The sequence below is a fragment of the Pseudomonas sp. TH43 genome (assembly GCF_016650635.1).
Classification (GTDB): Bacteria; Pseudomonadota; Gammaproteobacteria; order Pseudomonadales; family Pseudomonadaceae; genus Aquipseudomonas.
The window spans coordinates 424517-448224 of sequence record NZ_JAEKFI010000004.1 but is presented as its reverse complement, the minus strand read 5'-3'; the positions used below and the strand labels follow the sequence as shown (position 1 = coordinate 448224).

Annotated in this window: 20 protein-coding genes and 1 tRNA gene; 13 read left to right on the top strand and 8 right to left on the bottom strand. The window is 59.4% G+C overall.

Annotated elements, in window-relative coordinates; translation table 11 throughout:
* Positions 1-32: 32 nt before the first annotated feature.
* Genes msrB through msrA form a run of 3 tightly spaced genes read left to right on the top strand, consistent with a single transcriptional unit; the run spans position 33 to position 3117 of the window.
* Positions 33-551, top strand: a complete 519-nt coding sequence (gene msrB, locus JFT81_RS18300; protein WP_201228417.1) for a peptide-methionine (R)-S-oxide reductase MsrB — start codon at positions 33-35, stop codon at positions 549-551.
* Between the two features lie 43 nt (positions 552-594).
* Positions 595-2403, top strand: coding sequence for a cytochrome c biogenesis protein DipZ (locus JFT81_RS18295; protein ID WP_201228416.1), 1809 nt, complete (start codon positions 595-597; stop codon positions 2401-2403).
* A 15-nt stretch (positions 2404-2418) separates the two neighbouring features.
* Positions 2419-3117 (top strand): peptide-methionine (S)-S-oxide reductase MsrA, encoded by a 699-nt coding sequence (gene msrA / locus JFT81_RS18290; RefSeq protein ID WP_201228415.1) that lies wholly within the window; start codon positions 2419-2421, stop codon positions 3115-3117.
* 1 nt (position 3118) lies between these two features.
* Here msrA and JFT81_RS18285 read toward each other — a convergent pair whose 3' ends face one another.
* The 3 genes from JFT81_RS18285 to JFT81_RS18275 all read right to left on the bottom strand — a co-directional run bounded on the left by JFT81_RS18285 (position 3119) and on the right by JFT81_RS18275 (position 5059).
* Positions 3119-3634 (bottom strand): DUF6622 family protein, encoded by a 516-nt coding sequence (locus JFT81_RS18285; RefSeq protein ID WP_201228414.1) that lies wholly within the window; start codon positions 3632-3634, stop codon positions 3119-3121.
* 61 nt (positions 3635-3695) lie between these two features.
* Positions 3696-4100, bottom strand: coding sequence for a GNAT family N-acetyltransferase (locus JFT81_RS18280; protein ID WP_201228413.1), 405 nt, complete (start codon positions 4098-4100; stop codon positions 3696-3698).
* A 53-nt stretch (positions 4101-4153) separates the two neighbouring features.
* Positions 4154-5059 carry a LysR family transcriptional regulator gene (locus JFT81_RS18275; protein WP_201228412.1) on the bottom strand — a complete coding sequence of 302 codons (906 nt, stop codon included), beginning with the start codon at positions 5057-5059 and terminating at the stop codon, positions 4154-4156.
* 102 nt (positions 5060-5161) lie between these two features.
* Here JFT81_RS18275 and JFT81_RS18270 point away from each other — a divergent pair, with 102 nt between their 5' ends.
* On the top strand, positions 5162-6334 hold the full coding sequence (locus JFT81_RS18270) for an aspartate aminotransferase family protein (RefSeq protein WP_201228411.1): 1173 nt from the start codon (positions 5162-5164) through the stop codon (positions 6332-6334).
* Positions 6335-6457: 123 nt separating this feature from the next.
* On the opposite strand, the gene JFT81_RS18265 is transcribed toward JFT81_RS18270, so the two are convergent.
* The 3 genes from JFT81_RS18265 to JFT81_RS18255 all read right to left on the bottom strand — a co-directional run bounded on the left by JFT81_RS18265 (position 6458) and on the right by JFT81_RS18255 (position 9775).
* A complete protein-coding gene (locus JFT81_RS18265) occupies positions 6458-8377 on the bottom strand; it encodes an alkaline phosphatase D family protein (protein WP_201228410.1) in 1920 nt (639 codons plus the stop codon).
* Between the two features lie 72 nt (positions 8378-8449).
* The gene (locus JFT81_RS18260; RefSeq protein WP_201228409.1) at positions 8450-9250 is read right to left on the bottom strand and encodes a hypothetical protein; all 801 of its coding nucleotides are present in this window, start codon (positions 9248-9250) and stop codon (positions 8450-8452) included.
* A gap of 195 nt (positions 9251-9445) precedes the next feature.
* Entirely contained in the window at positions 9446-9775 is a 330-nt protein-coding gene (locus JFT81_RS18255) for a hypothetical protein (protein ID WP_201206483.1), read from the bottom strand.
* A 907-nt stretch (positions 9776-10682) separates the two neighbouring features.
* Between JFT81_RS18255 and JFT81_RS18250 the strand changes: the two genes are divergently transcribed.
* Positions 10683-14732, top strand: a complete 4050-nt coding sequence (locus JFT81_RS18250; RefSeq protein ID WP_201228408.1) for a Pls/PosA family non-ribosomal peptide synthetase — start codon at positions 10683-10685, stop codon at positions 14730-14732.
* On the top strand, positions 14725-15258 hold the full coding sequence (locus tag JFT81_RS18245) for a 4'-phosphopantetheinyl transferase superfamily protein (RefSeq protein WP_201228407.1): 534 nt from the start codon (positions 14725-14727) through the stop codon (positions 15256-15258). The genes JFT81_RS18250 and JFT81_RS18245 overlap by 8 nt, the downstream gene beginning before the upstream one ends.
* A 191-nt stretch (positions 15259-15449) precedes the next feature.
* Here the strand turns inward: JFT81_RS18245 and JFT81_RS18240 are convergent.
* A tRNA-Leu gene (locus JFT81_RS18240) sits at positions 15450-15534 on the bottom strand.
* 108 nt (positions 15535-15642) lie between these two features.
* Here JFT81_RS18240 and queA point away from each other — a divergent pair.
* The 6 genes from queA to JFT81_RS18210 all read left to right on the top strand — a co-directional run bounded on the left by queA (position 15643) and on the right by JFT81_RS18210 (position 21746).
* Entirely contained in the window at positions 15643-16707 is a 1065-nt protein-coding gene (gene queA / locus JFT81_RS18235; protein ID WP_201228406.1) for a tRNA preQ1(34) S-adenosylmethionine ribosyltransferase-isomerase QueA, read from the top strand.
* Positions 16708-16721: 14 nt separating this feature from the next.
* A complete protein-coding gene (tgt, locus tag JFT81_RS18230; RefSeq protein WP_161986576.1) occupies positions 16722-17837 on the top strand; it encodes a tRNA guanosine(34) transglycosylase Tgt in 1116 nt (371 codons plus the stop codon).
* 43 nt (positions 17838-17880) lie between these two features.
* Positions 17881-18219 carry a preprotein translocase subunit YajC gene (yajC, locus tag JFT81_RS18225; protein ID WP_003227923.1) on the top strand — a complete coding sequence of 113 codons (339 nt, stop codon included), beginning with the start codon at positions 17881-17883 and terminating at the stop codon, positions 18217-18219.
* Positions 18220-18283: 64 nt separating this feature from the next.
* A complete protein-coding gene (gene secD, locus JFT81_RS18220; protein WP_201228405.1) occupies positions 18284-20152 on the top strand; it encodes a protein translocase subunit SecD in 1869 nt (622 codons plus the stop codon).
* Positions 20153-20161: 9 nt separating this feature from the next.
* The gene (secF, locus tag JFT81_RS18215; protein WP_201228404.1) at positions 20162-21076 is read left to right on the top strand and encodes a protein translocase subunit SecF; all 915 of its coding nucleotides are present in this window, start codon (positions 20162-20164) and stop codon (positions 21074-21076) included.
* Between the two features lie 121 nt (positions 21077-21197).
* On the top strand, positions 21198-21746 hold the full coding sequence (locus JFT81_RS18210; RefSeq protein ID WP_201228403.1) for a glycine zipper 2TM domain-containing protein: 549 nt from the start codon (positions 21198-21200) through the stop codon (positions 21744-21746).
* Positions 21747-21971: 225 nt separating this feature from the next.
* On the opposite strand, the gene suhB is transcribed toward JFT81_RS18210, so the two are convergent.
* Positions 21972-22790: an inositol-phosphate phosphatase gene (gene suhB / locus JFT81_RS18205; protein ID WP_034156254.1), complete on the bottom strand. Its 819-nt coding sequence runs from the start codon at positions 22788-22790 to the stop codon at positions 21972-21974.
* 145 nt (positions 22791-22935) lie between these two features.
* Between suhB and trmJ the strand changes: the two genes are divergently transcribed.
* Positions 22936-23706 (top strand): tRNA (cytosine(32)/uridine(32)-2'-O)-methyltransferase TrmJ, encoded by a 771-nt coding sequence (gene trmJ, locus JFT81_RS18200; protein ID WP_008084663.1) that lies wholly within the window; start codon positions 22936-22938, stop codon positions 23704-23706.
* The last annotated feature ends 2 nt before the right edge of the window (positions 23707-23708 follow it).

Sequence of the window (23708 nt, the reverse complement as noted above, 5' to 3'; positions counted from 1 at the left end):
ATGAAGGGCATCTGGAATTTTTGGAGACGGCCATGTTTTCACGGCGGCAGATTCTGTTAGCGGGCGGCGGGCTAGGGGTTGCAGCCCTGGTGGCGGGTGTATTGCCAAAATTGTCGACCAGCACCGCACTGGTCAGTGAAGCGCGAGCAGACGAGGCGTTCGAAGTGACTCACAGCGACAGTCAATGGCACTCGCTCCTGACCGACGAGCAGTACCAGATCCTGCGCGAAGAGGGCACTGAGCGGGCCTACACCAGCCCGCTCAACAACGAACATCGCACCGGCACCTTTGCCTGTGCCGGGTGTGATCTGGCGCTGTTTTCATCCGCGACCAAATTTGACAGCCGCACCGGTTGGCCGAGTTTCTGGGCACCGCTGGAACAGGCAGTGGCCACGCGCAAGGACCGCTCGTTCGGCATGTCTCGCGACGAGGTCCACTGTCGCCGCTGCGGCGGCCATCTGGGACATGTTTTCGATGATGGGCCCAAGCCTACCGGCCTGCGTTACTGCATGAACGGCCTGGCAATGACCTTCAAAGCCGTGGCGGCTTGAGTCATGACCCGTTCGCGATCTTCACTTCAAACAGGACGAATTTATGTGGCTCTTGGTTCTCGCTTATCTCGGTGGCGTGCTGACGATTGTCAGCCCGTGCATCCTGCCGGTTCTGCCTTTTGTCTTCGCTCGCACCGGGCAGCCGTTTATCAAGAGTGGCTTGCCGCTGCTGGCGGGGATGGCGGTGACCTTTGCGCTCGTCGCCTCGTTGGCGGCGGTGGGCGGCGGTTGGGTGGTGCAAGTCAATCAGTACGGGCGCTGGCTCGCGTTGCTGTTCGTTGCACTGTTCGGGCTGACCTTGCTGCTGCCGCGCGTGGCAGAACGGCTGACCCGGCCGCTGGTGTCGGCGGGCAGTCGTTTGTCGGAAGCCGCCGGGCAGGACAATCGCCCGCGGCCCGGCGCTTCGTTTCTGATCGGCGTCGCCACGGGCCTGCTCTGGGCTCCGTGTGCCGGGCCGATTCTGGGGTTGATTCTGACCGGCGCAGCACTGCAAGGGGCAAGCATCGCCACCACGCTGTTGTTGCTCGCTTACGCGGCGGGCGCCGCTACATCGCTGGCGGCGGCATTGCTGCTGGGCGGTAAGGTCTTTGCGCTGATGAAGCGTTCGATCGGCACCGGTGAGTGGATTCGTCGTGGCCTCGGCGCATTGATGTTGGCCGGTGTCGCGGCGATTGCGCTGGGGCTTGATACCGGGGTTCTCGCACGGTTATCGACGGCGTCTACCGGTGGTCTGGAACAGTCTCTGGTCGGCAGGCTTTCGGGTAAAACCGCCAACGCGAACGGCGCGATGATGGCGCAGATTCCGCCGGCAGATGACACGGCCAACGGCAACATGATGGCCGCTGGCGGTGCAATGAAAATGGCGGCCAAAGCTGCGGGCACATTACCGGTCGAGGGTCAGTTGCCGCCGCTGGATGGCGCTGTGCAATGGCTCAACTCGCCAGCGCTTGATGCCCAAGCGTTGAAGGGCAAAGTCGTGCTGGTGGATTTCTGGACTTACTCCTGCATCAACTGCCTGCGCACGCTGCCGTACGTCAAAGCCTGGGCCGAGAAGTATCGCGATCAGGGCTTGGTGGTGATCGGCGTACACGCCCCGGAATTCGCTTTCGAGCGTGACGTCGGCAACGTCACCAAAGCCATGAAAGAGCTTGGCATCAACTACCCGGTGGCCATCGATAACGACTACAAGATCTGGCGTGCCTTCAACAACGAATATTGGCCGGCGCATTACTTTGCCGACGCTCAGGGGCGTATCCGTTACCACCATTTTGGCGAAGGGGACTACGCCGAATCGGAGCGCGTCATACAGCAATTGTTGCGTGAAGCCGGTGCGAAAAGCGTCGCGGACGGTTTGATCAATGCCGACGCCAAGGGCGTGCAACTGGCGCCGGACATGAACGAAGCGCAATCGCCGGAGACCTATGTCGGCTACCAGCGTGCGGAACATTTCGTAGCGCAAATCAACCTTGAGCCTGACAAGGTCGCGACCTACAACCCTCCCGCCAATCTCGCCCTGAATGACTGGAGCCTCGGCGGCCAATGGACCGTCGGTGCCGAGCGCGCCACTGCCAGTGCCAGTGCCAGCCGTATCGTTTATCGCTTCCATGCCCGCGATCTGCATCTGGTGCTTGGGCCGGGAGCGGACGGTAAACCGGTGCGTTTCAAAGTGTTGATCGACGGCCAGGCGCCGGGTGCGGCGCATGGTGTCGACGTCGCCCCCGACGGTAGCGGTCATGTGACCGAGCAGCGCTTGTATCAACTGGTGCGACAAACCGATGGCGTGAAGGATCGGACCTTCAGCATCGAATTTCTTGACCCGGGCGTGTCGGCCTACGCCTTTACCTTCGGCTAATCAGGAATTATTGAGATGAAAATTACATGGCGTCGTATGTTGTTGGGAGTGGCGGTGGCAGGCGTGATAGGCCAGGTTTCAGCGTTCTCCCTGGGCGGTGAAGACGCGGTGGTCATTCCACCGCCAACCCTTGATGAAGTCACTCAGGCACACAGCGAAACGGCGGTGTTCGCCGGTGGCTGCTTCTGGGGTGTGCAGGGTGTTTTCCAACACGTCAAAGGCGTGCAGAAAGCCGTTTCGGGTTACGCCGGCGGCGCGGCCAATACGGCAGAGTATGAGCGGGTCAGCGAAGGCGATACCGGCCATGCCGAGTCGGTGCAAGTCACCTTCGATCCGGCTCAGGTCAGCTACGGCAGCCTGCTGCAGATCTACTTCTCGGTGGCCCACAACCCCACTGAACTCAACCGCCAAGGGCCGGACAGCGGCACGCAATATCGCTCTGCGCTGTTCCCGGTCAACGCCGATCAGCAGAAGGTTGCGCAGGCCTACATCACGCAACTCGAGGCGGCGCATGCCTTCAATAAACCCATCGTCACGAAACTGGAAAGCTACAACGGCTTCTACCCGGCGGAGGACTATCACCAGGATTTCCTGACGGAGCACCCGAGTTATCCCTACATCGTGATCAACGACATGCCGAAGGTGGCCAGCCTGAAGCAGGTGTTTGCTCAGCGCTATCAGGAGAAGCCGGTGTTGGTGAAAAGTGGCTCCTGACTCATTGGCTGCTCAATGGCGGGCGTTGAGCCTGAAGGCTGCGCAGCAAGCGGTAATATTTCAGTGAGCGAGCGCTGATCAGACCAGTGATAAAGCCCGATGCGACGGCTTTGAACAACACCATATCCGGGGCGGCAGCCCGCTCCGGGTGCACGTCATTCTGATAGCCGAAGTAGTAATTCACGGCAAAAAAAAGCAGGAGCAGTATCAGCGCCTTCCAGGTGCCCGGCACGATCAACCCGGTTTCCGGATCATCAAGATTGACCCCTTTGTTCGGGAAAATCAGCCATGCCGACAGGGTGCCCAGTAACAAAGCAATGAGCCAGCCGCCCAGGGTCAAGCCTGGATCATCCGTCAGGTTCAATGACATCAGCGACCAGACCAATAACACCAGCGGGGTCGATAACAGCGCAAATCGGCTTTCGTGTTGCGGTTTGCGGGCCTTGAGACCGAAATACAGCAGAACCAGAAAAACGACATAAACCCACAGGGGGGTATTTTGTAGAGTGACAAGCATCGCACAGCGTCCGTGCTGGAAAGAGGAACCGGATCATAGCGGTTGCCAGGGTGGACGCCGCTTATTTTAATCGCGGCCGTTCCATTGCAATCACCGATGTCTCAAACCCCAGGCTGGCAAAAAAGGCCTCGGCACCTTCCCGTCCGGCGCGCAGTACCCAGGTGATGTCGGGGTTGTCGCCCATCACATGCTCAACCAGCTGGCGGCCAATGCCTTCGCGCCGGTACTGGCCGTCGACCACGACCATCGACAGGTAGCCGTTGGACAAACCATCGCAGATACCCCGGGCGAAGCCGACGATCCGGGCGTGGCGCAGGGCAACCGCCGTGCGTTGAGAGTTGTTGATCAGTTGCGTGAAATGTTCGCTGGATCCGGTGCGGTGCCCCCAGCCATGTTGTCCGAGGAACAGCCGTACCGACTCCACCTCGTCAGGCAACAGGTTGCGTACGGTCAGGTTGTTTTTCATCAATGGTTCGACTCCTTGTCAGCAGTTTTTCGAGATTAGTCCAGCGCTCGACGTCAGGATCTACCCCACGTCTGCATCGCGAATTCGACGAAGCGGCGCAGCTTCGGCAAGCGATAGCGATCCGGAGCGTAGAGCAAGTGCAAGGGACGGCTGGGAGGTTGGTAGTCGGCAACGACGGTCACCAGTTTGCCGTCGCGCAGATCCTGTTCCACCAGGGCATCGGGCAGCATCACGATACCCATGCCGGTGCGGGCGGCCTGATGCAAACCGGCTGAAGTATTCATCAGCATCGGCCCGCTGACGTCGACGAGAATTTCTCCGTCCGGTCCGCTGAGGCGCCAGCGTTTTTCCACGGATTGCCAATCGTCGCCAGCGGGATAGGCGAACGACAGGCAGTCGTGTTGCTGCAAGTCTTCGGGTGTCTTCGGCATACCACGGCGGGCCACATATTCCGGGGCGGCGCACACGGTCAGTGTGTAATCGATCAAGGGACGGGCGATCAGGTTCGACTCCTCGAAATGGCCCAGTCGAAACGCTACGTCGAGGCCGCTTTCCAGCAGGTCCGGACGGCTGTTGGTCAGTACCACATCCATTTTGACCTGCGGATACTGCAGGGAAAAATCGCTGAGCGCCGGTGCCAAACGTTCTACACCAAAGGTCAGTGGCGCGGTAATGCGCAACAGGCCTCGCGGTTCATCGAGTGCCTGTTCGGCCAGACGTTCTGAGTCGGCCACCAGTCCCAGTACATCCAGGCAACGCTGGTAATAAACGCTGCCGAATTCAGTCAGGCGCTGACGTCGGGTGGTGCGTTGCAGCAGTTGCACGCCAAGGCGTTGCTCCAGCGCCCTCAGATGATTACCTACCATCGTCGTCGACATATCGCACTGCAACGCGGCCGCCGTCATGCTCCCGGCTTCGACGACTTTGACGTAGACGCTCATTGACTGGAATACGTCCATTATCAAGCCCTGCTTTTAAATGATCGAAGTTTTACTGAGTTTATCCAGTTCGAGTGGCTAACCATACTGCCAACACACTGACCTGCACTGGAGCTTGAAGTCATGACCGCCGCCCTGATGAACACCTACCAACCGCTGGCCTTGAGTTTCACCAGAGGCCTGGGCACCCGACTGTGGGATCAGGCCGGTCGCGAGTATCTGGATGCGGTTGCCGGCGTGGCGGTGACCAACGTCGGCCACTCGCATCCGAAGATTGTTTCGGCGATCAGCGAGCAGGCGGGGTTGCTGCTGCATACCTCCAATCTGTACAGCATCGACTGGCAGCAACAGCTGGCAAAACGGCTGACTGAACTGTCCGGGATGGCGCGTGCGTTTTTCAACAACTCCGGTGCCGAGGCCAATGAGACGGCGCTGAAGCTGGCGCGGTTGTACGGTTGGCGCAAAGGCATTGAACAGCCGTTGGTGGTGGTAATGGCCAACGCCTTTCATGGCCGCACATTGGGTACGTTGTCGGCCAGCGATGGCCCGGCGGTACGCTTGGGTTTCAACCAATTGCCGGGTGATTTCGTCAAAGTACCATTCGGTGATCTCGCTGCGCTGGAACAGGTGCAGCGCAAACATGGCGAGCGAATTGTGGCGATTCTGGTCGAGCCGATTCAGGGCGAAAGCGGCGTGCAGTTGGCGCCGCCCGGCTATTTGAAAGCGCTTCGTGCAATGTGCGATCGCCACGCCTGGATGCTGATGCTCGATGAGATTCAGACGGGCATCGGCCGCACCGGCCATTGGTTCGCGTTCCAGCACGAAGGCATCGTTCCCGACGTCATGACCCTGGCCAAAGGACTGGGCAATGGCGTGCCGATCGGCGCGTGCCTGGCGCGGGGCAGGGCGGCGGATCTGTTCACGCCCGGCAGCCATGGCAGCACGTTCGGCGGCAATCCGCTGGCCTGTCGAGTGGGTTGCACGGTGCTGGATATCATCGAAGAACAAGGATTGCTGGAAAATGCGCGGTTGCAGGGTGAGCGTCTGTTGGCGCGGTTACGCGCAGAACTGGCGGACAACCCCAATGTGCTGGCGATTCGCGGCCAGGGCTTGATGATCGGTATCGAGCTGAAACAGCCGGTGCGTGACCTGACGCTGATCGCCGCGCGCGATCATGGATTACTGATCAACGTCACGCGTGGCAAGACGATACGGCTGCTGCCACCGCTGACGATTGATGAGCGTGAGGTGGAGATGATTGCTCGAGGTGTGGGACGGGCGGTGTCTGCGGACTGACGCGCAGCCGAAACCCCCTGTAGGAGTGAGCCTGCTCGCGATAGCGGTGTATCAGGCGTTGTACGTTTTGAATGGCCTACCGTAATCGCGAGCAGGCTCGCTCTTACATTGGAAGGGTGCGCGTCAGTCCGGATAATCCGTCAGATCCGGCGCCCGCATCCGCGTTTTCTCCGCGCCATTCGAATTGTGCTGAATGATTTCCCGCGGCTGCCCCTGCTCATTGAAAAACACCTGGCCGATTCCCGCCGAATTCCACAACCGTTCACCCGCTTCCGCGTGTTCCGGCGTGTACGGCACGATGCGCATCAGCCTGCGTTTGGTAAACCAGTTCAGCGGTGAGCGCGGCGAGTAAAGCCAGCGGTTGAGGCGGTCGAACCATTCCAGCAGGGTTTTTGGAAACTCGTTCTTGATGCCGCTGCTGGTGATCTGCCAGATCCGTGGTCCGGCCTTGCGGTGTCGGATAAGTACTTCGTAGACGAAGGAATAATGCACATCGCCGGACAGCACCACGTAATTACCCGGTGTGCGCGAGTGGCGGAAAATGTTAAGGATTACCTGTGCCGCGCCGCGATGGGCCATCCAGTTTTCCGCGTCGACCAGCAGTGGATATCCGCACCAACTGAAGACTTTCTGCACGGTTTCAATCAGCTTCACGCCGAAGATCGGCGCTGGCGAAACGATGATCGCCGACGGGTGATCGAGCAGCTCCTGTTGCAGTTCGCTCAAGGCCTCCCAGTCGAGCAGGCCGGAAGGTTGCTTGAGCGCCATTTCACTGCGCCAGCGCCGGGTGCGGGTATCGATGATCACCAACGCCGGACTCGTCGGCAGTACGAAATGCCAATGTTGAAAGCGCAGCAGGTCGTCAATCAGATCGTCTTGCAGCGGGCTGTCGAGGTATTGGTCATCGCCGCTGGTGCTCAATCCCAGAGTTTTCTCCAGCAGCCCCTTGAAGGCGTCCGGGTTATTGCCCCAGCCCTGACACAACATGTAAGCGATCAACGCGTTGCCAATGATGCGTTTGGAGAACGGATGGCCGTAGGCCGTTTCCTCCCATTGCGCGGACAGGTTCCAGTCGTCGGTGATGTCGTGATCGTCGAAAATCATCAGGCTCGGCAGATGCGCCAGTGCTCGAGCGACGTTGCCCAGGCCAGCCTTGAAACCGTCGATCCGCGTCTGTTCGAGGGCATAGCGCTGACGTCGTTCGGGCGTCAGCGCAGGGGCTTGCGGATTGATCAGTGCCCAGGCAACCGGCGACCAAACCAGCAAGTACATCGCCATGACTTCGGCCAAAGTCACCAGGTGGTTATCGGCATTACTGCTGGTGAAAATCGGCTTACGCGCACCGCCGAAAAATCGCTCGCGCAATGTCTCGTTGCCTTCCAGCGCGGGTAACAAATCCGCACGGTGGTAGTAACTGGCAGGGTGTTCGTAGAGCTTGGCGCTGTCACTGACAACGGCACCTTCGAGGTGTTCGTCGAACAGGCCCAGACGCTCGATCAAGGCATGAATCGCCCTCAGCATCGGCCCGGCAACGTCGTCGGCGTACACCTGATCGCCGCTCATCATCAACAGGGCCGGGCGTTGTTGCGGATCGGTTTCGGTTGCCAACAGTTGATCGACGCAGAGCAAACCGTCCGCCGCCGGGTGATGCGGCTTGCGGCAGGAGCCATGTAGCAGTTGATCAATCCGCGAACGCAGAACGAAGTTCGGGCACTTCGCATCGCCATACAGCAGATGTGGTGCCCACTCAGCGATCCCACTGATGCCGTCAATCAGCAGGTCATAGTCGATACGCGTGTCGCAGGGCAGGGCGCTTTGCAGGGTGACCTCAATGAGGTGAATGAATGCCCGACGGCCTACAGGAATGACCGTACATTGCTCGGCACCGAGAGGAATATCTCCTACATCGTGCAGGCGCAAAGTCAGTGACAGTTGGCGTGTACCCACCAGCCACAACACCAGTCGCGTCGGTTCCAGCCGTCGCAACAGCGGACCGGCCAAAACGGCTGGCAGCGGGATCAGGTCATCAGGTGTTGGAGGCATTCGCAGGCAAAGCTCAAGGCGCACAGGCCGGCGATGATAGCGCAGCCGGCGCCTTTAACCCTTAAGCGAGACTTAAGATTGGCTCTTCTTCAACTTCAGATCGAGCAGTCGCCATTCGGCATTTTCGCCAGCGCTGCCCGGTACTGGTTGCACTGAGCAGGTGTAGCGATAACTCACATCGTCGCCAAGCATGTTGCGGGCAGTGACGGTGTTGCTGATCGTGTAGACCTGATCCTTGAAGCGCTGGCTTTTGTTGCTGACTTGCGGAGCAATCAGCGTCGCCGCCGGGAAGCGCATGGCACTGTGAATGAACGGCGCGCACATCACCGCCGCCATCAAGGATTTATCGGCATTCGGATCTTTGCCGAGGGTTGCGCGCAGGGCAGCGAAGTCCTGGCCGAGCGCGTCTGCAACCTGCTTCTCGGATACCGTGTTGGTCAGGCGATTGCTGTAGTTTGGCAGGAGCGCGGACTCGGGTGGCGAAGGCTCATTCTGTGGTTTACCGACAACGAAGGCCGGAAAATTGTCCGGTGCAGGTGCAGGTGCAGGTGCAGGTGCAGGTGCAGGTGCCGGTGCCGGCGGCGCGACGGCGACCGGGGCCGGCGCAGGAACAGTCTCGGGCTCGGATTCAGGCATCATCGCAGCAGGCGCGACCGCTTGAGTTGCCGTTTCCTGAACCTGCTTTTTTGCAGTTTTCAGATCCGGTGCAAACAGTGACAGCGTGATCGAAAACACCACCACGCCGACAATAAACCCCGCCCCGGCACCGAGAACGTTGCCGAAAAACAGATTCCAGTTGCCGCGGTTCTTCACCACCCAGCGCCACATTAAACCCCATGTCGCCAGAAATGCGAGTAGACACAGAAACGCCATTCGATCCTTTCCTTTACCTGCAAAAATCCTGAGACAGCGCGCATTGATGAGGCGCGCTGTAGACGGACGGCAAGATAACAAAATAGTAGCGTCGCGCCACTCACTTCATCGGTGTCAAACGGTGGAGAAGAGCGATGGGGGCGGGATTTTTCTTCAACCAGAGGATGGATAGATAAGGGCGCGCGGCGCGCTGAATTACAGAATGTCCTTCAGATAACCCTTGAGCGCGAGCAGCGGCTGATCAAGCTGCTCCAGCGACTGCGCCTGGCTGAAGTCCGCCGACAGCTTGTGCAACTCACGCCCGAGCGGTTTCTCGACACCGCCCAAGGCGTCCAGCGCCAGTCCCAGGCATTCATTCACTTTTAACTGAATGGTCTCCACATCACGCCGGCGCACCAACAACTCGAAAATGTCCCGCTGGTAGTCACCCATGACCATGTCATCGCGCAGGATCGGGCTCAGGCCTTCTTCCTCGTAGGCGAGCTTGAGGGAGAAAAGGGCGACTGTTTCCAGAGAGGTTTCCATGGTGTGCCTTTAGCGATGCCCTTCAGTATGCGTGTCGAAAACGTGGATGCAGTCAGCGTGAGAGCGAGACGTGTGGGACTGTTTTCAGGAGCGCGTGATTATACGGCGAGAGATTCACAAGTGCAGCCCAAAGGCGAGGCGGGGCAAGCTGAAGCCACCCCGCACAATGACTGAACGGCCAACACGAACTTCCAGCGCGTGTATACGTTGCCGAACCGCTGAAGGGGTAAATACTGGTCGCTGCATTTTCGAATGCTGGCGCCCCTGACGACGCTCAGAAACGCCTGCATCTGCTCTGCATCGAGCTCCATATCGGTGACTCTCATTAAGTATTTTTAATGGCAACTGAAACATACTTAATTCTGCTTCACTTAAAAACCTGTCTGATCAATCATTCGTCTGGTCAACATTGCGCCATGAAAATTAATTAACCAGCCAGAGATTATAAAACTTGATCGCGGATTGAGTGCAGCGAGATCAAGTGGCGTTATGTTGCGGGCTAACCAGAATCTCCTGTTGCCAAATGGGGGGCGTAACTTGCCAACGCCAAGCACGAATATGTCTGATACGAACCAAATAAAGTTTCTGATATATGACTGCGTCTATGCACGAACGGCAGAATATCTTTGCCGCTAGTTTGAATGGGGCAAGTTCTACCTCTTGGCTTTGCTGCTGCAACATAAAGTCGTCCAGACGTACTTGAATAAAAGATCCAGATATACCTCATGCAAGATGCCTAAACCTCGCAACGTTTAGCTGTGGGAGCGGGCCGTTCCGAAGATCGCAACATAGTGAGCGTCGATAAATGCTGACTTTTTGACTTTGCGAGCCAGCATGCTCCAACAAACACTTAATTAACTCAGGGCCACTCGGCTTTTACTTTTTTAAACACAGCGAAAACTACTTCATGAATAACTTAACAATGCTTGAGCCTTCTAAGACGGAGCGATTGGAGGATGTTCTGTACGGTCCGATTCAACCTGAACTGCTACGCGAGGAAGTGTTGGCCGACTTGCTTGAAGCCAGCGCCCGTCGGCATCCTGAGCAGATTGCTCTAATCTTCGGTGAGCGCCGGCTTACTTATCGGGAACTCGACCATCAAGCCGCTCAGGTGGCATCAAAACTGATTCGGGACGGCGTTCAGCCAGGGCAGATAGTTGGTCTGTGGCTGCCGCGCGGGATCGAGTTGCTGGTGATGCAGGCAGGCATCGCCAAGGCCGGTGCGGCATGGTTGCCGCTGGATCAGGATACGCCGGTGGAACGCCTGCAAGTCTGCATGGAAGACGCCAGCGCCGTGGGTGTGGTGTGTTGCGATGAACTGGCGCCAGCACTGGCCGAAACCGGCCTGACGCTGTGGACCGCCGAAACCCTGCTGATGCCATGCAACTCGCCACAGCTGCGACGCTGCGGTGCGCTGCCAGACCACGCCGCCTACGTGATCTACACCTCGGGCTCGACCGGCAAACCCAAGGGTATCCTGATTTCCCAACGCAGCATTTGCCACTTCTTGCGCAGCGAGAACGCGATCCTCGGCATCCGCGCCAGCGACCGGATCTACCAGGGTTTTTCGGTGGCGTTCGACATGTCGTTTGAGGAAATCTGGATCGCCTATCTGGTCGGCGCCACGCTGTGGATCGGCCCCAAAGAAGCCAGCGGCGACCCGGAAGTCCTGCCGCGCCTGCTCAACGAGCAACGCATCAGCGTGCTCCATGCCGTGCCGACCCTGCTGGCGCTGTTCAGTGAAGACGTGCCGGGCTTGCGTCTGATCAACCTCGGCGGCGAAATGTGCCCCGAGTCGCTGGTCGAGCGCTGGAGCAAACCCGGACGGCAAATCTTCAACACCTACGGCCCGACTGAAGCCACCGTGTCGGCGAGCCTCGCGCGGCTGACGCCCGGCCATCCGGTGACCATCGGCACGCCCCTGCCTAACTACGGTTTGCTGGTGATTGCCAATGAGGCCGAGGTCGGTGACGGTCGAGCGCCGACCCTGCTGCCACGCGGTGAAACCGGGGAGCTGTGCATCATCGGCCCCGGTTTGGCTGATGGCTATCTGGGCCGCCCGGACCTGACTGCGGAAAAATTCCTGCACAACCCCTGGGCCAGCGGTTACCACGATGCGCGTCTCTACCGCACTGGCGACCTGGCGCGGATCGACGTCGATGGCCAAGTTCAATGCCTCGGCCGTGCGGATGATCAGGTGAAGATTCGCGGCTTCCGCGTTGAACTGGGCGAGATCGAAGCCCTGCTCGCGCAGCAACCCGGCGTCGGCACCGTTGCGGTTTTACTGCGCAACGAGGATGGCCTCGATCAACTGATCGCCTATCTGGTGTGCGACGACGCCACGCCCGACACGTTTACCTGCCAATTGCGCAAAGCCCTGCAAGCCAAACTGCCGTCGTACATGGTGCCCGGCCGCTTTGAATTGCTCGACAGCATGCCGCGCCTGACCTCCGGCAAAATCGACCGCAAAGCCCTCAAGGCACGTCCGCTCAGCACCGATACCGGCGGCGCCGACGTAGAATCCGATGCCGCGGAAAACGAGGGTGAAACCGTGTTGTTCGCCGCGCTGGCGCAGCTATTCCCGGGCCAGCCGATTCGCCGTGACGCCGACTTTTTCAGCGACCTTGGCGGCCACTCGTTCTTCGCCGCACGCCTGGCCTCGGCGTTGCGCGCCGACCCGCGTTTTGCCCACATCACCGTGCGAGACATCTACCAACAGCGGCGTATCGGCGCCATCGCCGCCGTGTTGGCGCAAACCCCGGAAGCGGCAGAAGCGCCGGTGCAATGGACCCCGTCGTCGGCCTGGCGGCGCTGGCGCTGTGGCGTGGCGCAAGCGGTGGCGCTGCCGGTGATGGTCGGCCTGCGTATGACCCAATGGCTGGCGCCATTCTTCACCTATCACTTCCTTACCGGCGCACCCGGCGATTCGATAGCGCTCGCGACCCTCGCTTCCATCGCAGTTTTCCTACTCGCCACCGTGCTGCAATTCGGCATCGCTCTGGCCGGTAAATGGTTGATCGGAGGACGCCTGAAACCCGGCACCTACCCGCTGTGGGGCCTGACGTATTTCCGCTGGTGGGCGGCCGACCGCATGGTCGAGTCGGCACCGGTTTACCTGCTGAGTGGCTCGTCGCTTTACCCGTTGTGGTTGCGTGCCCTTGGCGCCAAAGTCGGCCAGGACGTGATCATCGGCGGTGTCGGTCTTCGTGCCCCGGATCTGTTGGAAATAGGCCATGGCGTTAGCATCGGCAACGGCGTCAGCTTCGAAAACGCCCGCGTCGAGCGCGGCCAGTTGCACCTCGGGCGCATTGCCCTGCAAGGCAATGCCTGCATCGGTTCCTACGTGATCATGGAAGGCAACACCAGCGTCGGTCACTTCGGTCATCTCGAAGGTCAATCGGCACTGGCGGACGGTCACCACGTACCGGCCGGGCGTATCTGGCAAGGCTCGCCGGCCCGCGACATCGGCAGCTTCGACATTCAGGATCAGGCACCGCGCCCGGCCGTGACGGCCACGCGATTATTCGCTGAGCGCGTGTTCTTTGTCTTCGGCATCCTGTTGATCGCCACACTGTTTTTCCTTCCGGTGTTCCCGACCTTCTTCCTGCTTGACTGGTTTGACGAACAACAAATTCTGCCAGCGCTGCAAGGCGACAGCGTGTTCCTGCAACTGGCGCGTTACTTCGCCCTCGCGCTGCCGGCCAGCGCCGTGTTGATCGTCGCCACCGCACTGGCGTCCGCTGCGCTGCGCTGGATTGCTTTACCCCGGCTCAAGCCCGGCAACTACCCGGTGCACAGCAACACCTACTGCGCCAAGTGGCTGGTCAGCCATATCCAGGAGGCGAGCCTCAACGTCCTGTCCGGCATTTACGCCACGGTGTACGCGCCGTTCTGGTATCGCCTGCTGGGCGCCAAGGTCGGGCGCGACGCCGAGATATCCACCGCCCAGGGCGTGATCCCGGACATGCTGACCCTCGGTGATGAAACCTTCATCGCTGACGCCGTGATGCTCGGCGACGAGCGCATCGATGGCGGCTGGATGAGCCTGCAACCGACCGTCATCTCGAACCGCAGTTTTGTTGGTAATGGCAGCTACATCCCGGACGGCACCGTGCTGCCCGAGAACGTACTGATCGGCGTGCACTCCGCCGCGCCGGACAACGTCGCATTGTCCAACGGCGACACCTGGCTTGGCTCGCCGCCAATCAACCTGCCGGCCCGCGAGCAAGTCAGTGGCTACCCGGAATCCCTGACCTTCCGTCCTTCGCCGCTACGGCGCCTGACCCGTGGCCTGATCGAAGCATTCCGCATCGTCACCCCGCATGCGGCCGTGATCGCCGTCGGCTATACGGTCATGCTCGACCTGATGCCACTGGCCGCCGAAGAACGCTGGGGCGCGGTGCTCGGTTACCTCGGGCTGATCGGCCTGGCTTACGGCGTCGGCAACTTCCTGTTCGTGGTCGCGCTGAAATGGCTGATCATAGGCCGCTACCGCAAACGCGCCGACCCGATGTGGACGCGGTTCGTGTGGCTGTCCGAAGGCATCACCAGCCTCTACGAAGGCATGGCCGCGCCGAACTTCCTCCGCTACCTGCGCGGCACCCCGTGGCTGCCACTGGCATTCAACATGCTCGGCTGCAAAATCGCCCGCGGCGTGTACATGGACACCACCGACATCACCGAATTTGACTGCGTGACCATCGGTGCCGACAGCGAACTCAACGCCGGCGCCTGCCCGCAAACTCACCTGTTCGAAGACCGCGTGATGAAAATTGACCAGGTCGCCATCGGCGAACGCGTCTACATGGGCCCGCGCAGTTCGGTGCTGTACAGCGCCGTGGTCGGCAACGACGCGCATCTCGGCCCACTGACTCTGGTCATGAAAGGCGAACATATCCCCGCCACTAGTCGTTGGGCCGGCTGCCCCGCCGCGCCGGGTCGTGCACAAAATGCTTGAACGGTTGGCAGACGGTGTTTGGCTGATCAGTACCGGTCACCCTCCCGGTACACGACGCGAAGACGCCCGCCGGCGGATTCGTGACCATGTGCGGGAGGTGTTGGGGAAGGAACTCGGGTTGCCGGCGCAGGCGATCAGCGTGGTTAGCCAGCCAGGGTCTGCGCCTCGGTTGTTGCTGGGCAAAATGCGCGAACCGGGGTTTTCGATCAGCCATGACAACGGTATGTCGGTCGCAGCGATCAATTTGCACGGCAAGGTCGGCATTGATCTGATGCACGTTCAGGAAGTTCCAGACTGGCAAGCGGTAGCACTGGATTTTCTGGGTCCGAGAATTACTACGCTGTTGCAGCACCTACCCGAGGATCAGCGGCCGGAGGCTTTTGCTACCGCTTGGTGCCAACAGGAAGCTCGGTTGAAATGCCATGGGTACAAACTGGTTGAATGGGCTTGGGCACCAGTGATGTCGGAGCGGACGATTGAGTTAAATCTCCCTTACCCACTGGTTGGCGCAATAGCCACTGTTTAATCGAAAGCATCTTCAATATGGCTTCTCCAGTGATTTTTTGCTGAAGCAAACTCGTTCTTTGTCGAGAAGGGATACAGCGGATAAGGGGATAAGGGGACACAACGTTAAACAGACAGGCACAAAAAAACCGGCTCAAGTGGCCGGTTTCTCTGGGTCTGAGAGTCTGGTAGAGACTTTCAGATACTGCTATGTGGTGCCCCGAGGGAGACTCGAACTCCCACTCCTTTCGAAAACGGATTTTGAATCCGCCGCGTCTACCAATTCCGCCATCAGGGCTCAATGGCGGCGAAGTATAGAGATGAGATTACCGTTGGTCAATCACGTTTCATGGTCAATTTTCGATATTTCCGCTAGACTTTCGGGCCCTGCTAGACGAACCCCATCATGCGCGTTGCTGACTTTACCTTCGAACTCCCTGATTCGCTGATCGCCCGCCACCCTTTGGCCGAGCGTCGCGGCAGTCGCCTGTTGACCCTGGATGGGGTCAGCGGTGCCCTTGCACACCGTCAATTCACTGATTTGCTTGAGCATTTACGCCCGGGCGATTTGATGGTGTTCAACAATACCCGGGTGATTCCGGCGCGGCTGTTCGGGCAGAAAGCGTCCGGCGGCAAGCTGGAAATCCTCATTGAGCGAGTGCTCGATACGCATCGCGTGCTGGCCCATGTGCGTTCCAGCAAGTCGCCGAAGCCGGGTTCGAAGATCCTCATCGACGGCGGTGGCGAAGCCGAAATGCTTGCGCGTCACGATGCGTTGTTCGAGCTGGCCTTCGCTGAAGAAGTGCTGCCGCTACTCGATCGCGTCGGGCACATGCCGTTGCCTCCTTATATAGACCGTCCGGATGAAGGCTCGGATCGCGAGCGTTATCAGACCGTGTATGCCGAGCGCCTGGGCGCGGTGGCGGCGCCGACAGCGGGGCTGCATTTCGATCAGTCGCTGATAGAAGCGATTGCCGCGAAGGGCGTCGAGACTACATTCGTCACGCTGCACGTTGGCGCGGGGACGTTCCAGCCGGTGCGCGTCGAAAAGCTTGAAGATCACCACATGCACACTGAGTGGCTCGAAGTCGGCCAGGACGTGGTCGATGCGGTGGCTGCGTGCCGTGCGCGCGGCGGTCGAGTGATTGCTGTGGGCACCACCAGCGTGCGTTCGCTGGAAAGTGCCGCGCGCGATGGCGTGCTCAAGCCGTTCAGTGGCGACACCGATATCTTTATCTTCCCGGGCCGGCCGTTTCATGTGGTCGATGCCCTGGTGACCAATTTCCATTTGCCGGAATCGACGCTGTTGATGCTGGTTTCGGCATTTGCCGGTTATCCCGAAACCATGGCCGCCTACAAGGCCGCCGTCGACAACGGTTACCGCTTTTTCAGCTACGGTGATGCGATGTTCATCACCCGTAATCCCGCACCTACAGCCCCTAAAGAAACCGGCGCAGAGGAAACAGAATGAGTCGCGAATGTCGCATGTCCTTTGAGCTCCTGGCCACCGATGGCAAGGCCCGTCGTGGTCGTCTGACCTTCCCGCGTGGCACCGTCGAGACCCCGGCCTTCATGCCGGTGGGTACTTACGGCACGGTCAAGGGCATGTTGCCGCGTGACATCGTTGCCACTGGCGCAGAAATCATTCTGGGCAACACCTTCCACCTGTGGCTGCGTCCTGGCACCCAAGTGATCAAAGAGCACGGCGACCTGCACGACTTCATGCAGTGGAAAGGCCCGATCCTGACCGACTCCGGTGGTTTCCAGGTGTTCAGCCTGGGCGCGATGCGCAAGATCAAGGAGGAGGGCGTGACCTTTGCCTCCCCGGTCGACGGTGCCAAAGTGTTCATGGGCCCGGAAGAGTCGATGCAGGTGCAGCGCGATCTCGGTTCGGACATCGTGATGATCTTCGACGAATGCACGCCGTACCCGGCCGATGAAGACGTCGCTCGTATTTCCATGGAATTGTCGCTGCGCTGGGCTCAGCGCTCGAAAAATGCCCACGGTGACAACACCGCAGCATTGTTCGGCATCGTGCAGGGCGGCATGCACCAGGACTTGCGCATGCGCTCGCTGGAAGGCCTCGACAAGATCGGCTTCGATGGCCTGGCCATCGGCGGTCTGTCGGTGGGCGAACCGAAGCACGAGATGATCAAGGTGCTCGATTATCTGCCGGGCATGATGCCGGCTGACAAACCTCGTTACCTTATGGGCGTTGGCAAACCGGAAGATCTGGTTGAGGGTGTGCGCCGCGGTGTGGACATGTTCGATTGCGTGATGCCAACCCGTAATGCCCGCAACGGGCATCTGTTTATTGATACCGGCGTGCTGAAGATCCGTAACGCGTTCCATCGCCATGATGAATCGCCACTGGATCCGACCTGCGATTGCTATACCTGCCAGAACTTCTCTCGCGCTTATCTGCATCACCTGGACAAGTGCGGCGAAATGCTGGGAAGCATGCTCAATACCATCCATAACTTGCGCCATTATCAGGTGCTGATGGCTGGTTTGCGCGAGGCTATTCAACAGGGTACATTGGCCGCCTTTGTCGATGCCTTCTACGCCAAACGCGGGCTCCCCGTTCCGCCTTTGGACTGAGTTTTCTGACCCCAAGATTCAACATTTGCAACTGGAGTGCTAAATGAGCTTTTTTATCTCTAACGCCATGGCTGACGCGGCTGCACCGGCTGCTGCCGGCCCAATGGGCGGCGGCTTCGAGTGGATTTTCCTGGTCGGCTTCCTGGTCATCTTCTACCTGATGATCTGGCGTCCACAGGCCAAGCGCGCCAAAGAGCAGAAGAACCTGCTGAGCAGCCTTGCGAAGGGCGACGAAGTGGTCACCACCGGCGGCATCGCCGGCAAGATCACCAAAGTGGCCGATGACTTCGTGGTTCTGGAAGTTTCCGACACCGTGGAAATGAAGTTCCAGAAAGGCGCCATCGCTGCCACGCTGCCAAAAGGCACGCTGAAAGCGATCTAAGAGCAACAACTTCTACTCAATCGACGGGGCGCGCAAGGCGCCCCGCGTCATAACGGGCGGCGTGATGCTGAACAAATATCCTCTGTGGAAATACATTCTGATCCTGGCGGTGCTGGCGATCGGTCTGATTTATTCCGCTCCGAATCTATACCCCGATGACCCGGCTATCCAGATCAGCGGCGCCAGCACGGCACTGCAGGTCAATCAAGCCGATCTTGATCGCGTAAGTACCGCGCTCAAAGAGTCCGGGATCAACGTCAAGGCAGCCACGCTGGCGGCAAACGGCAAGGGCGGCCTGATCCGTCTGAGCAAGGCAGAAGATCAACTGCCAGCCAAGGACGTTGTGCGCAAGGCATTGGGTGATGACTACGTCGTCGCGCTGAACCTGGCACAGACCACCCCGCAATGGCTGCGCAATCTTGGCGCGCACCCGATGAAGCTGGGTCTGGACTTGTCCGGTGGTGTGCACTTCCTGCTGGAAGTGGACATGGATAAAGCCCTCGATGCACGCCTGAAAGTCTACGAAGGCGACGTCAAGAGCCTGCTGCGTAAAGAGAAGCTGCGCTATCGCAGCCTGCCGCAACTGGGCGGTGCCATTCAGCTGGGCTTCAGTGATGAAGATTCCCGCGAACAGGCCCGTGCGCTGATCCGCAAGAACTTCAACGATTTCGACATTGTTCCGGCCGACCTCAACGGTCAACCGGTGCTGCGTCTGGCGATGACCCCGGCCAAGCTGGCGGAAATCCGTGAATACTCCATCAAGCAGAACTTGACCACGGTACGTAACCGCGTCAACGAGCTGGGTGTTGCCGAACCGATCGTTCAGCGTCAAGGTGCCAACCGCATCGTGGTTGAGCTGCCGGGCGTGCAGGACACTGCCGAAGCCAAGCGTATTCTCGGCAAGACGGCCAACCTTGAGTTCCGTCTGGCTGCAGAGCCAGGTGCTTCGAAAGCCACTTCCGAAACCTTCGAGTTCCGTGAAGGCAAGCGTCCACCAGCTCAGATCGAACGTGGCCTGATCATCACCGGTGACCAGGTGACTGACGCCAAGGCTGGTTTCGGCGAGCACGGCACACCTGAAGTGAACATCCGTCTGGATGGTCATGGTGGCGAGCTGATGAGCCGCGCCACCCGTTCGAACGTCGGTCGCAGCATGGCGGTGATCTTCATCGAGCAGCGTCCGGTGACCACTTACGTCAAGCAAGTGGTTGATGGCGTCGAGAAGGACGTTGCAGTTCAAACGTTCAAAGAAGAGAAGAAGATCATCAGCCTGGCGACCATTCAGTCGCCGCTGGGTGCTCAGTTCCGTATCACTGGCCTCAACGGTCAGGGCGAATCGTCCGAGCTGGCGCTGCTGTTGCGTGCCGGTGGTCTGGCGGCACCGATGTACTTCGCTGAAGAGCGCACAATCGGCCCGAGCCTGGGTGCTGACAACATCACCAAAGGTATCGATGCGTCGCTGTGGGGCATGTTGTTCGTGTCGCTGTTCATCATCGCCATCTACCGCTTCTTCGGCATCATCGCCACCGTTGCACTGGCGGTGAACATGGTGCTGCTGCTGGCCTTGATGTCGCTGCTGGGCGCAACGCTGACCCTGCCGGGTATCGCCGGTATCGTCTTGACCATGGGTATGGCGGTCGACGCCAACGTGCTGATCTTCTCGCGGATCCGTGAAGAGATCGCCGCCGGCATGACCGTGCAGCGTGCAATCAACGAAGGCTTCGGCCGGGCATTCACCGCGATTCTCGACGCCAACCTGACCACATTGTTGGTCGGCGGCATTCTCTTTGCCATGGGCACCGGCCCGGTCAAAGGTTTCGCAGTGACCATGTCCCTCGGGATCTTTACCTCGATGTTCACGGCCATCATGGTGACCCGCGCAATGGTCAACCTGATCTTTGGCGGACGTGACTTCAAGAAGTTGTGGATTTAAGGGGCTGCCATGTTACGTACAATCAACTTCATGGGCGTTCGCAACTTCGCGTTCGGCGTCACAGTGTTTCTTACGGTGCTGGCTATTTTCAGCGTCTTCCACAAGGGCATGAACTGGGGTCTGGACTTCACCGGCGGTACGCTCATCGAGCTGACCTACGAGCGTCCGGCCGACGTCACCAAGGTGCGCGAGCAGTTGGTGAGTTCGGGTTATCACGAAGCGATCGTGCAGAGCTTCGGTGCGACTACCGATCTGCTGGTGCGGATGCCGGGTGAAGACCCGCAGTTGGGTCATCAGGTGGCCGAAGCGCTGCTGAAGGTCGGTGGCGACAACCCGGCGACGGTCAAGCGAGTCGAGTTCGTCGGCCCACAGGTCGGTGAAGAGCTGCGCGACCAGGGCGGCCTCGGCATGCTGCTGGCGCTCGGCGGCATCCTGATCTACCTGGCTTTCCGCTTTCAGTGGAAATTCGCGGTCGGCGCCATCGTTTCGCTGATCCACGACGTGATCGTGACCATCGGTATCCTGTCGTTCTTCCAGATCACCTTCGACCTGACGGTGTTGGCGGCGGTGCTGGCGATCATCGGTTACTCGCTGAACGACACCATTGTGGTATTCGACCGGGTGCGTGAGAACTTCCGGGTGCTGCGCAAGGCTTCGCTGATCGAGAACATCAATATCTCGACCACGCAAACCCTGCTGCGCACCATGGCGACGTCGATCTCCACGTTGCTGGCGATTGCGGCGCTGCTGTTCTTTGGTGGCGACAACCTGTTCGGCTTCTCCATCGCCCTGTTCATCGGTGTTCTGGCGGGTACTTACTCGTCGATCTACATCGCGAACGTGGTACTGATCTGGCTGAACCTGAGCACTGAAGACCTGATTCCACCGGCGAACACCGAGAAGGAAGTCGACGACCGTCCGTAACGGCCATCGCTTTTCCAGCTGTCTGCCAAAAAAGGCGCGAGTTGAACTCGCGCCTTTTTTTATGCTCCAAGGCTGGGAGAAGCGCGGGCGATGTCCCGCATGTGATGGTCAGGAGGTTCATGTGAACAAGTCGTTGCTGGTTGGTGCGGTATTGGGTGCTGTCGGTGTGACTGCCGGGGGTGCTGTTGCCACCTACAGCCTGGTAAAAAGCGGCCCTGAGTATGCGCAAGTGCTGGCCGTTGAGCCGGTCAAAACACAGATCAAGACTCCACGTGAAGTGTGCAAGGACGTCGCCGTGACTCGCCAGGCGCCGGTCAAGGATCAACACCAGATCCTCGGTACGGTAATCGGTGCGGTCGGCGGTGGTTTGCTCGGTAACCAGATCGGCGGCGGCACCGGCAAGAAGATTGCCACGGTCGCTGGCGCGGTCGGTGGCGGTTATGCCGGTAACAAGGTGCAGGAAGGCATGCAAAACCGTGACACCTACACCACCACCCAGACTCGCTGTAACACCGTGAATGACATCAGCGACAAAGTCGTCGGTTACGACGTGCGTTACTCGCTGGACGGCAAGGAAGGCAAAGTGCGGATGGATCGTGATCCGGGCAACCAGATTCCGGTCGACAAGGAAGGTAAATTGATTTTGTCGCAGAACGAGCCGGGCCAGTAACAGGCCGATCGTTTAGAAAAAAGCACCCTGCGGGGTGCTTTTTTGTGCCCGCAAAAAAACCGATTCCCGTGTAGGAGCTACCGAAGGCTGCGATCTATTGATCTTTGTTTTTCAAAAACCAACATCAAAAGATCGCAGCCTTCGGCAGCTCCTACAGGGAGGTTTTGTAAATTTCAGGCATAAAAAAAGCACCCCGAAGGGTGCTTTTTTCGTTTCGCGGGAAGCTTAGCGCTTCAGCGAAGCCGGCAGGTGCGGCTGGATCGCCGTCAGTACTGCCTTGAAGCATTTGGTGTTGCCGGCAACGATGTGGCCTTTTTCAAGGAAGTCGTGACCGCCGGTGAAGTCGCTCACCAGGCCGCCGGCTTCTTGAATCAGCAGGGCGCCTGCAGCCATGTCCCACTCGGACAGGCCCGACTCCCAGAATGCATCGAAACGACCGGCTGCCACGTAAGCCAGATCCAGGCTCGCCGAGCCCGCGCGGCGGATGCCGGCAGTCTGGCCAACCAGGGCGCGGAACATGCCCAGGTAGTTTTCCAGGTTGTCCATCTGGTCGTCACGGAACGGGAAGCCGGTACCCAGCAGGGCGCCGTCAAGGCTGGTGCGACCGCTGACGCGCAGGCGACGACCGTTCAGTTGAGCGCCGCGACCCCGGCTGGCGGTGAATTCTTCCTGGCGAACCGGGTCCAGAACAACAGCGTGCTCCAGGCGACCGCGGTATTTGCAGGCGATGCTGACGGCGAAGTGAGGAATGCCGCGCAGGAAGTTGGTGGTGCCGTCCAGCGGATCGATGATCCACAGGTACTCTTCGCCTTCGATGCCGGTACCGGCGTGCAGGCCGGTCTCTTCACCGCGGATCGAGTGGTTCGGGTAAGCCTTGCGCAGCGCGTCGATGATTTTCTGTTCAGCGGCGCGATCGACCTCGGATACATAATCCTTGGCGTCTTTTTCGTCGACCTTGATGGTATCCAGGCGCTCGATGGAGCGGAAGATCAGTTCACTGGCGCTGCGGGCGGCGCGCAGCGCGATATTCAGCATGGGCTGCATGGATGTGTCACCTAAGGTTGTTAAAGAAAGCCGCGCATTCTATCAGAACTTTTCTTCAGGTGAAGGACGCTGTTCGCTTTCATAGCTTAACGGTAGGCTGTTCTGTAAGATTTGCACCCCTTTCCTGTGTCCGAGAGCGCCTCCCTTGCTGCAGAACATTCGTGTCGTCCTGGTCAATACCAGCCACCCCGGCAACATCGGCGGGGCCGCGCGCGCCATGAAAAACATGGGTCTGTCGCGATTGGTGCTGGTCGAACCGCGCCTGTTTCCGCATCACGAGGCCGATGCTCGCGCCTCCGGTGCGGGTGACATCCTTGAAAATGCACAAGTCGTCGCCACTCTGGAAGACGCCTTGGTCGGCTGCAATCTGGTGCTCGGCACCAGCGCCCGTGATCGTCGTATCCCTTGGCCGCTGCTGGATCCGCGCGAGTGCGGCACCAAAGTGGTCGAAGAGGCCGGGCAGGGCGCCGAAATCGCCCTGGTGTTCGGCCGTGAAGATTCCGGCCTGACCAATGACGAGCTGCAGCGATGTCACTTTCACGTGCACATCCCCTCCGATCCTGAGTTCAGCTCGCTGAATCTCGGGGCGGCGGTGCAGGTATTGAGCTACGAAGTGCGCATGGCCTGGCTGGCCGCACAAGGTCAGCCAAGCAAGATCGAGAAAGAAGAAGTGGCCTCGGTGAAAAGCGCCGAGCTCGCGACCATGGATGAGCTGGAGCGATTCTATGAGCATCTGGAGCAGACGCTGGTCGCCATCGAATTCCTCGATCCGGAAAAACCACGGCACTTGATGGCGCGCCTGCGCCGGTTGTACGGACGCAGCTCGGTCAGCCGGGCGGAAATGAATATTTTGCGAGGCATCCTCACGGAAACCCAAAAAGCGGCCCGTGGTGAGCTTCTGAAGCGGAAGGACTGAAT

Coding starts and splice junctions, on each gene's coding strand:
- JFT81_RS18280 (WP_201228413.1), bottom strand. CDS start 4,100: ATGAAAAACAACCTGACCGTACGCAACCTGTTGCCTGACGAGGTGGAG.
- JFT81_RS18270 (WP_201228411.1), top strand. CDS start 5,162: ATGACCGCCGCCCTGATGAACACCTACCAACCGCTGGCCTTGAGTTTC.
- JFT81_RS18275 (WP_201228412.1), bottom strand. CDS start 5,059: ATGGACGTATTCCAGTCAATGAGCGTCTACGTCAAAGTCGTCGAAGCC.
- JFT81_RS18285 (WP_201228414.1), bottom strand. CDS start 3,634: ATGCTTGTCACTCTACAAAATACCCCCCTGTGGGTTTATGTCGTTTTT.
- tgt (WP_161986576.1), top strand. CDS start 16,722: ATGTCCTTTGAGCTCCTGGCCACCGATGGCAAGGCCCGTCGTGGTCGT.
- secF (WP_201228404.1), top strand. CDS start 20,162: ATGTTACGTACAATCAACTTCATGGGCGTTCGCAACTTCGCGTTCGGC.
- msrB (WP_201228417.1), top strand. CDS start 33: ATGTTTTCACGGCGGCAGATTCTGTTAGCGGGCGGCGGGCTAGGGGTT.
- queA (WP_201228406.1), top strand. CDS start 15,643: ATGCGCGTTGCTGACTTTACCTTCGAACTCCCTGATTCGCTGATCGCC.
- JFT81_RS18245 (WP_201228407.1), top strand. CDS start 14,725: ATGCTTGAACGGTTGGCAGACGGTGTTTGGCTGATCAGTACCGGTCAC.
- JFT81_RS18295 (WP_201228416.1), top strand. CDS start 595: ATGTGGCTCTTGGTTCTCGCTTATCTCGGTGGCGTGCTGACGATTGTC.
- secD (WP_201228405.1), top strand. CDS start 18,284: ATGCTGAACAAATATCCTCTGTGGAAATACATTCTGATCCTGGCGGTG.
- JFT81_RS18255 (WP_201206483.1), bottom strand. CDS start 9,775: ATGGAAACCTCTCTGGAAACAGTCGCCCTTTTCTCCCTCAAGCTCGCC.
- suhB (WP_034156254.1), bottom strand. CDS start 22,790: ATGCAGCCCATGCTGAATATCGCGCTGCGCGCCGCCCGCAGCGCCAGT.
- JFT81_RS18250 (WP_201228408.1), top strand. CDS start 10,683: ATGAATAACTTAACAATGCTTGAGCCTTCTAAGACGGAGCGATTGGAG.
- JFT81_RS18260 (WP_201228409.1), bottom strand. CDS start 9,250: ATGGCGTTTCTGTGTCTACTCGCATTTCTGGCGACATGGGGTTTAATG.
- JFT81_RS18265 (WP_201228410.1), bottom strand. CDS start 8,377: ATGCCTCCAACACCTGATGACCTGATCCCGCTGCCAGCCGTTTTGGCC.
- yajC (WP_003227923.1), top strand. CDS start 17,881: ATGAGCTTTTTTATCTCTAACGCCATGGCTGACGCGGCTGCACCGGCT.
- msrA (WP_201228415.1), top strand. CDS start 2,419: ATGAAAATTACATGGCGTCGTATGTTGTTGGGAGTGGCGGTGGCAGGC.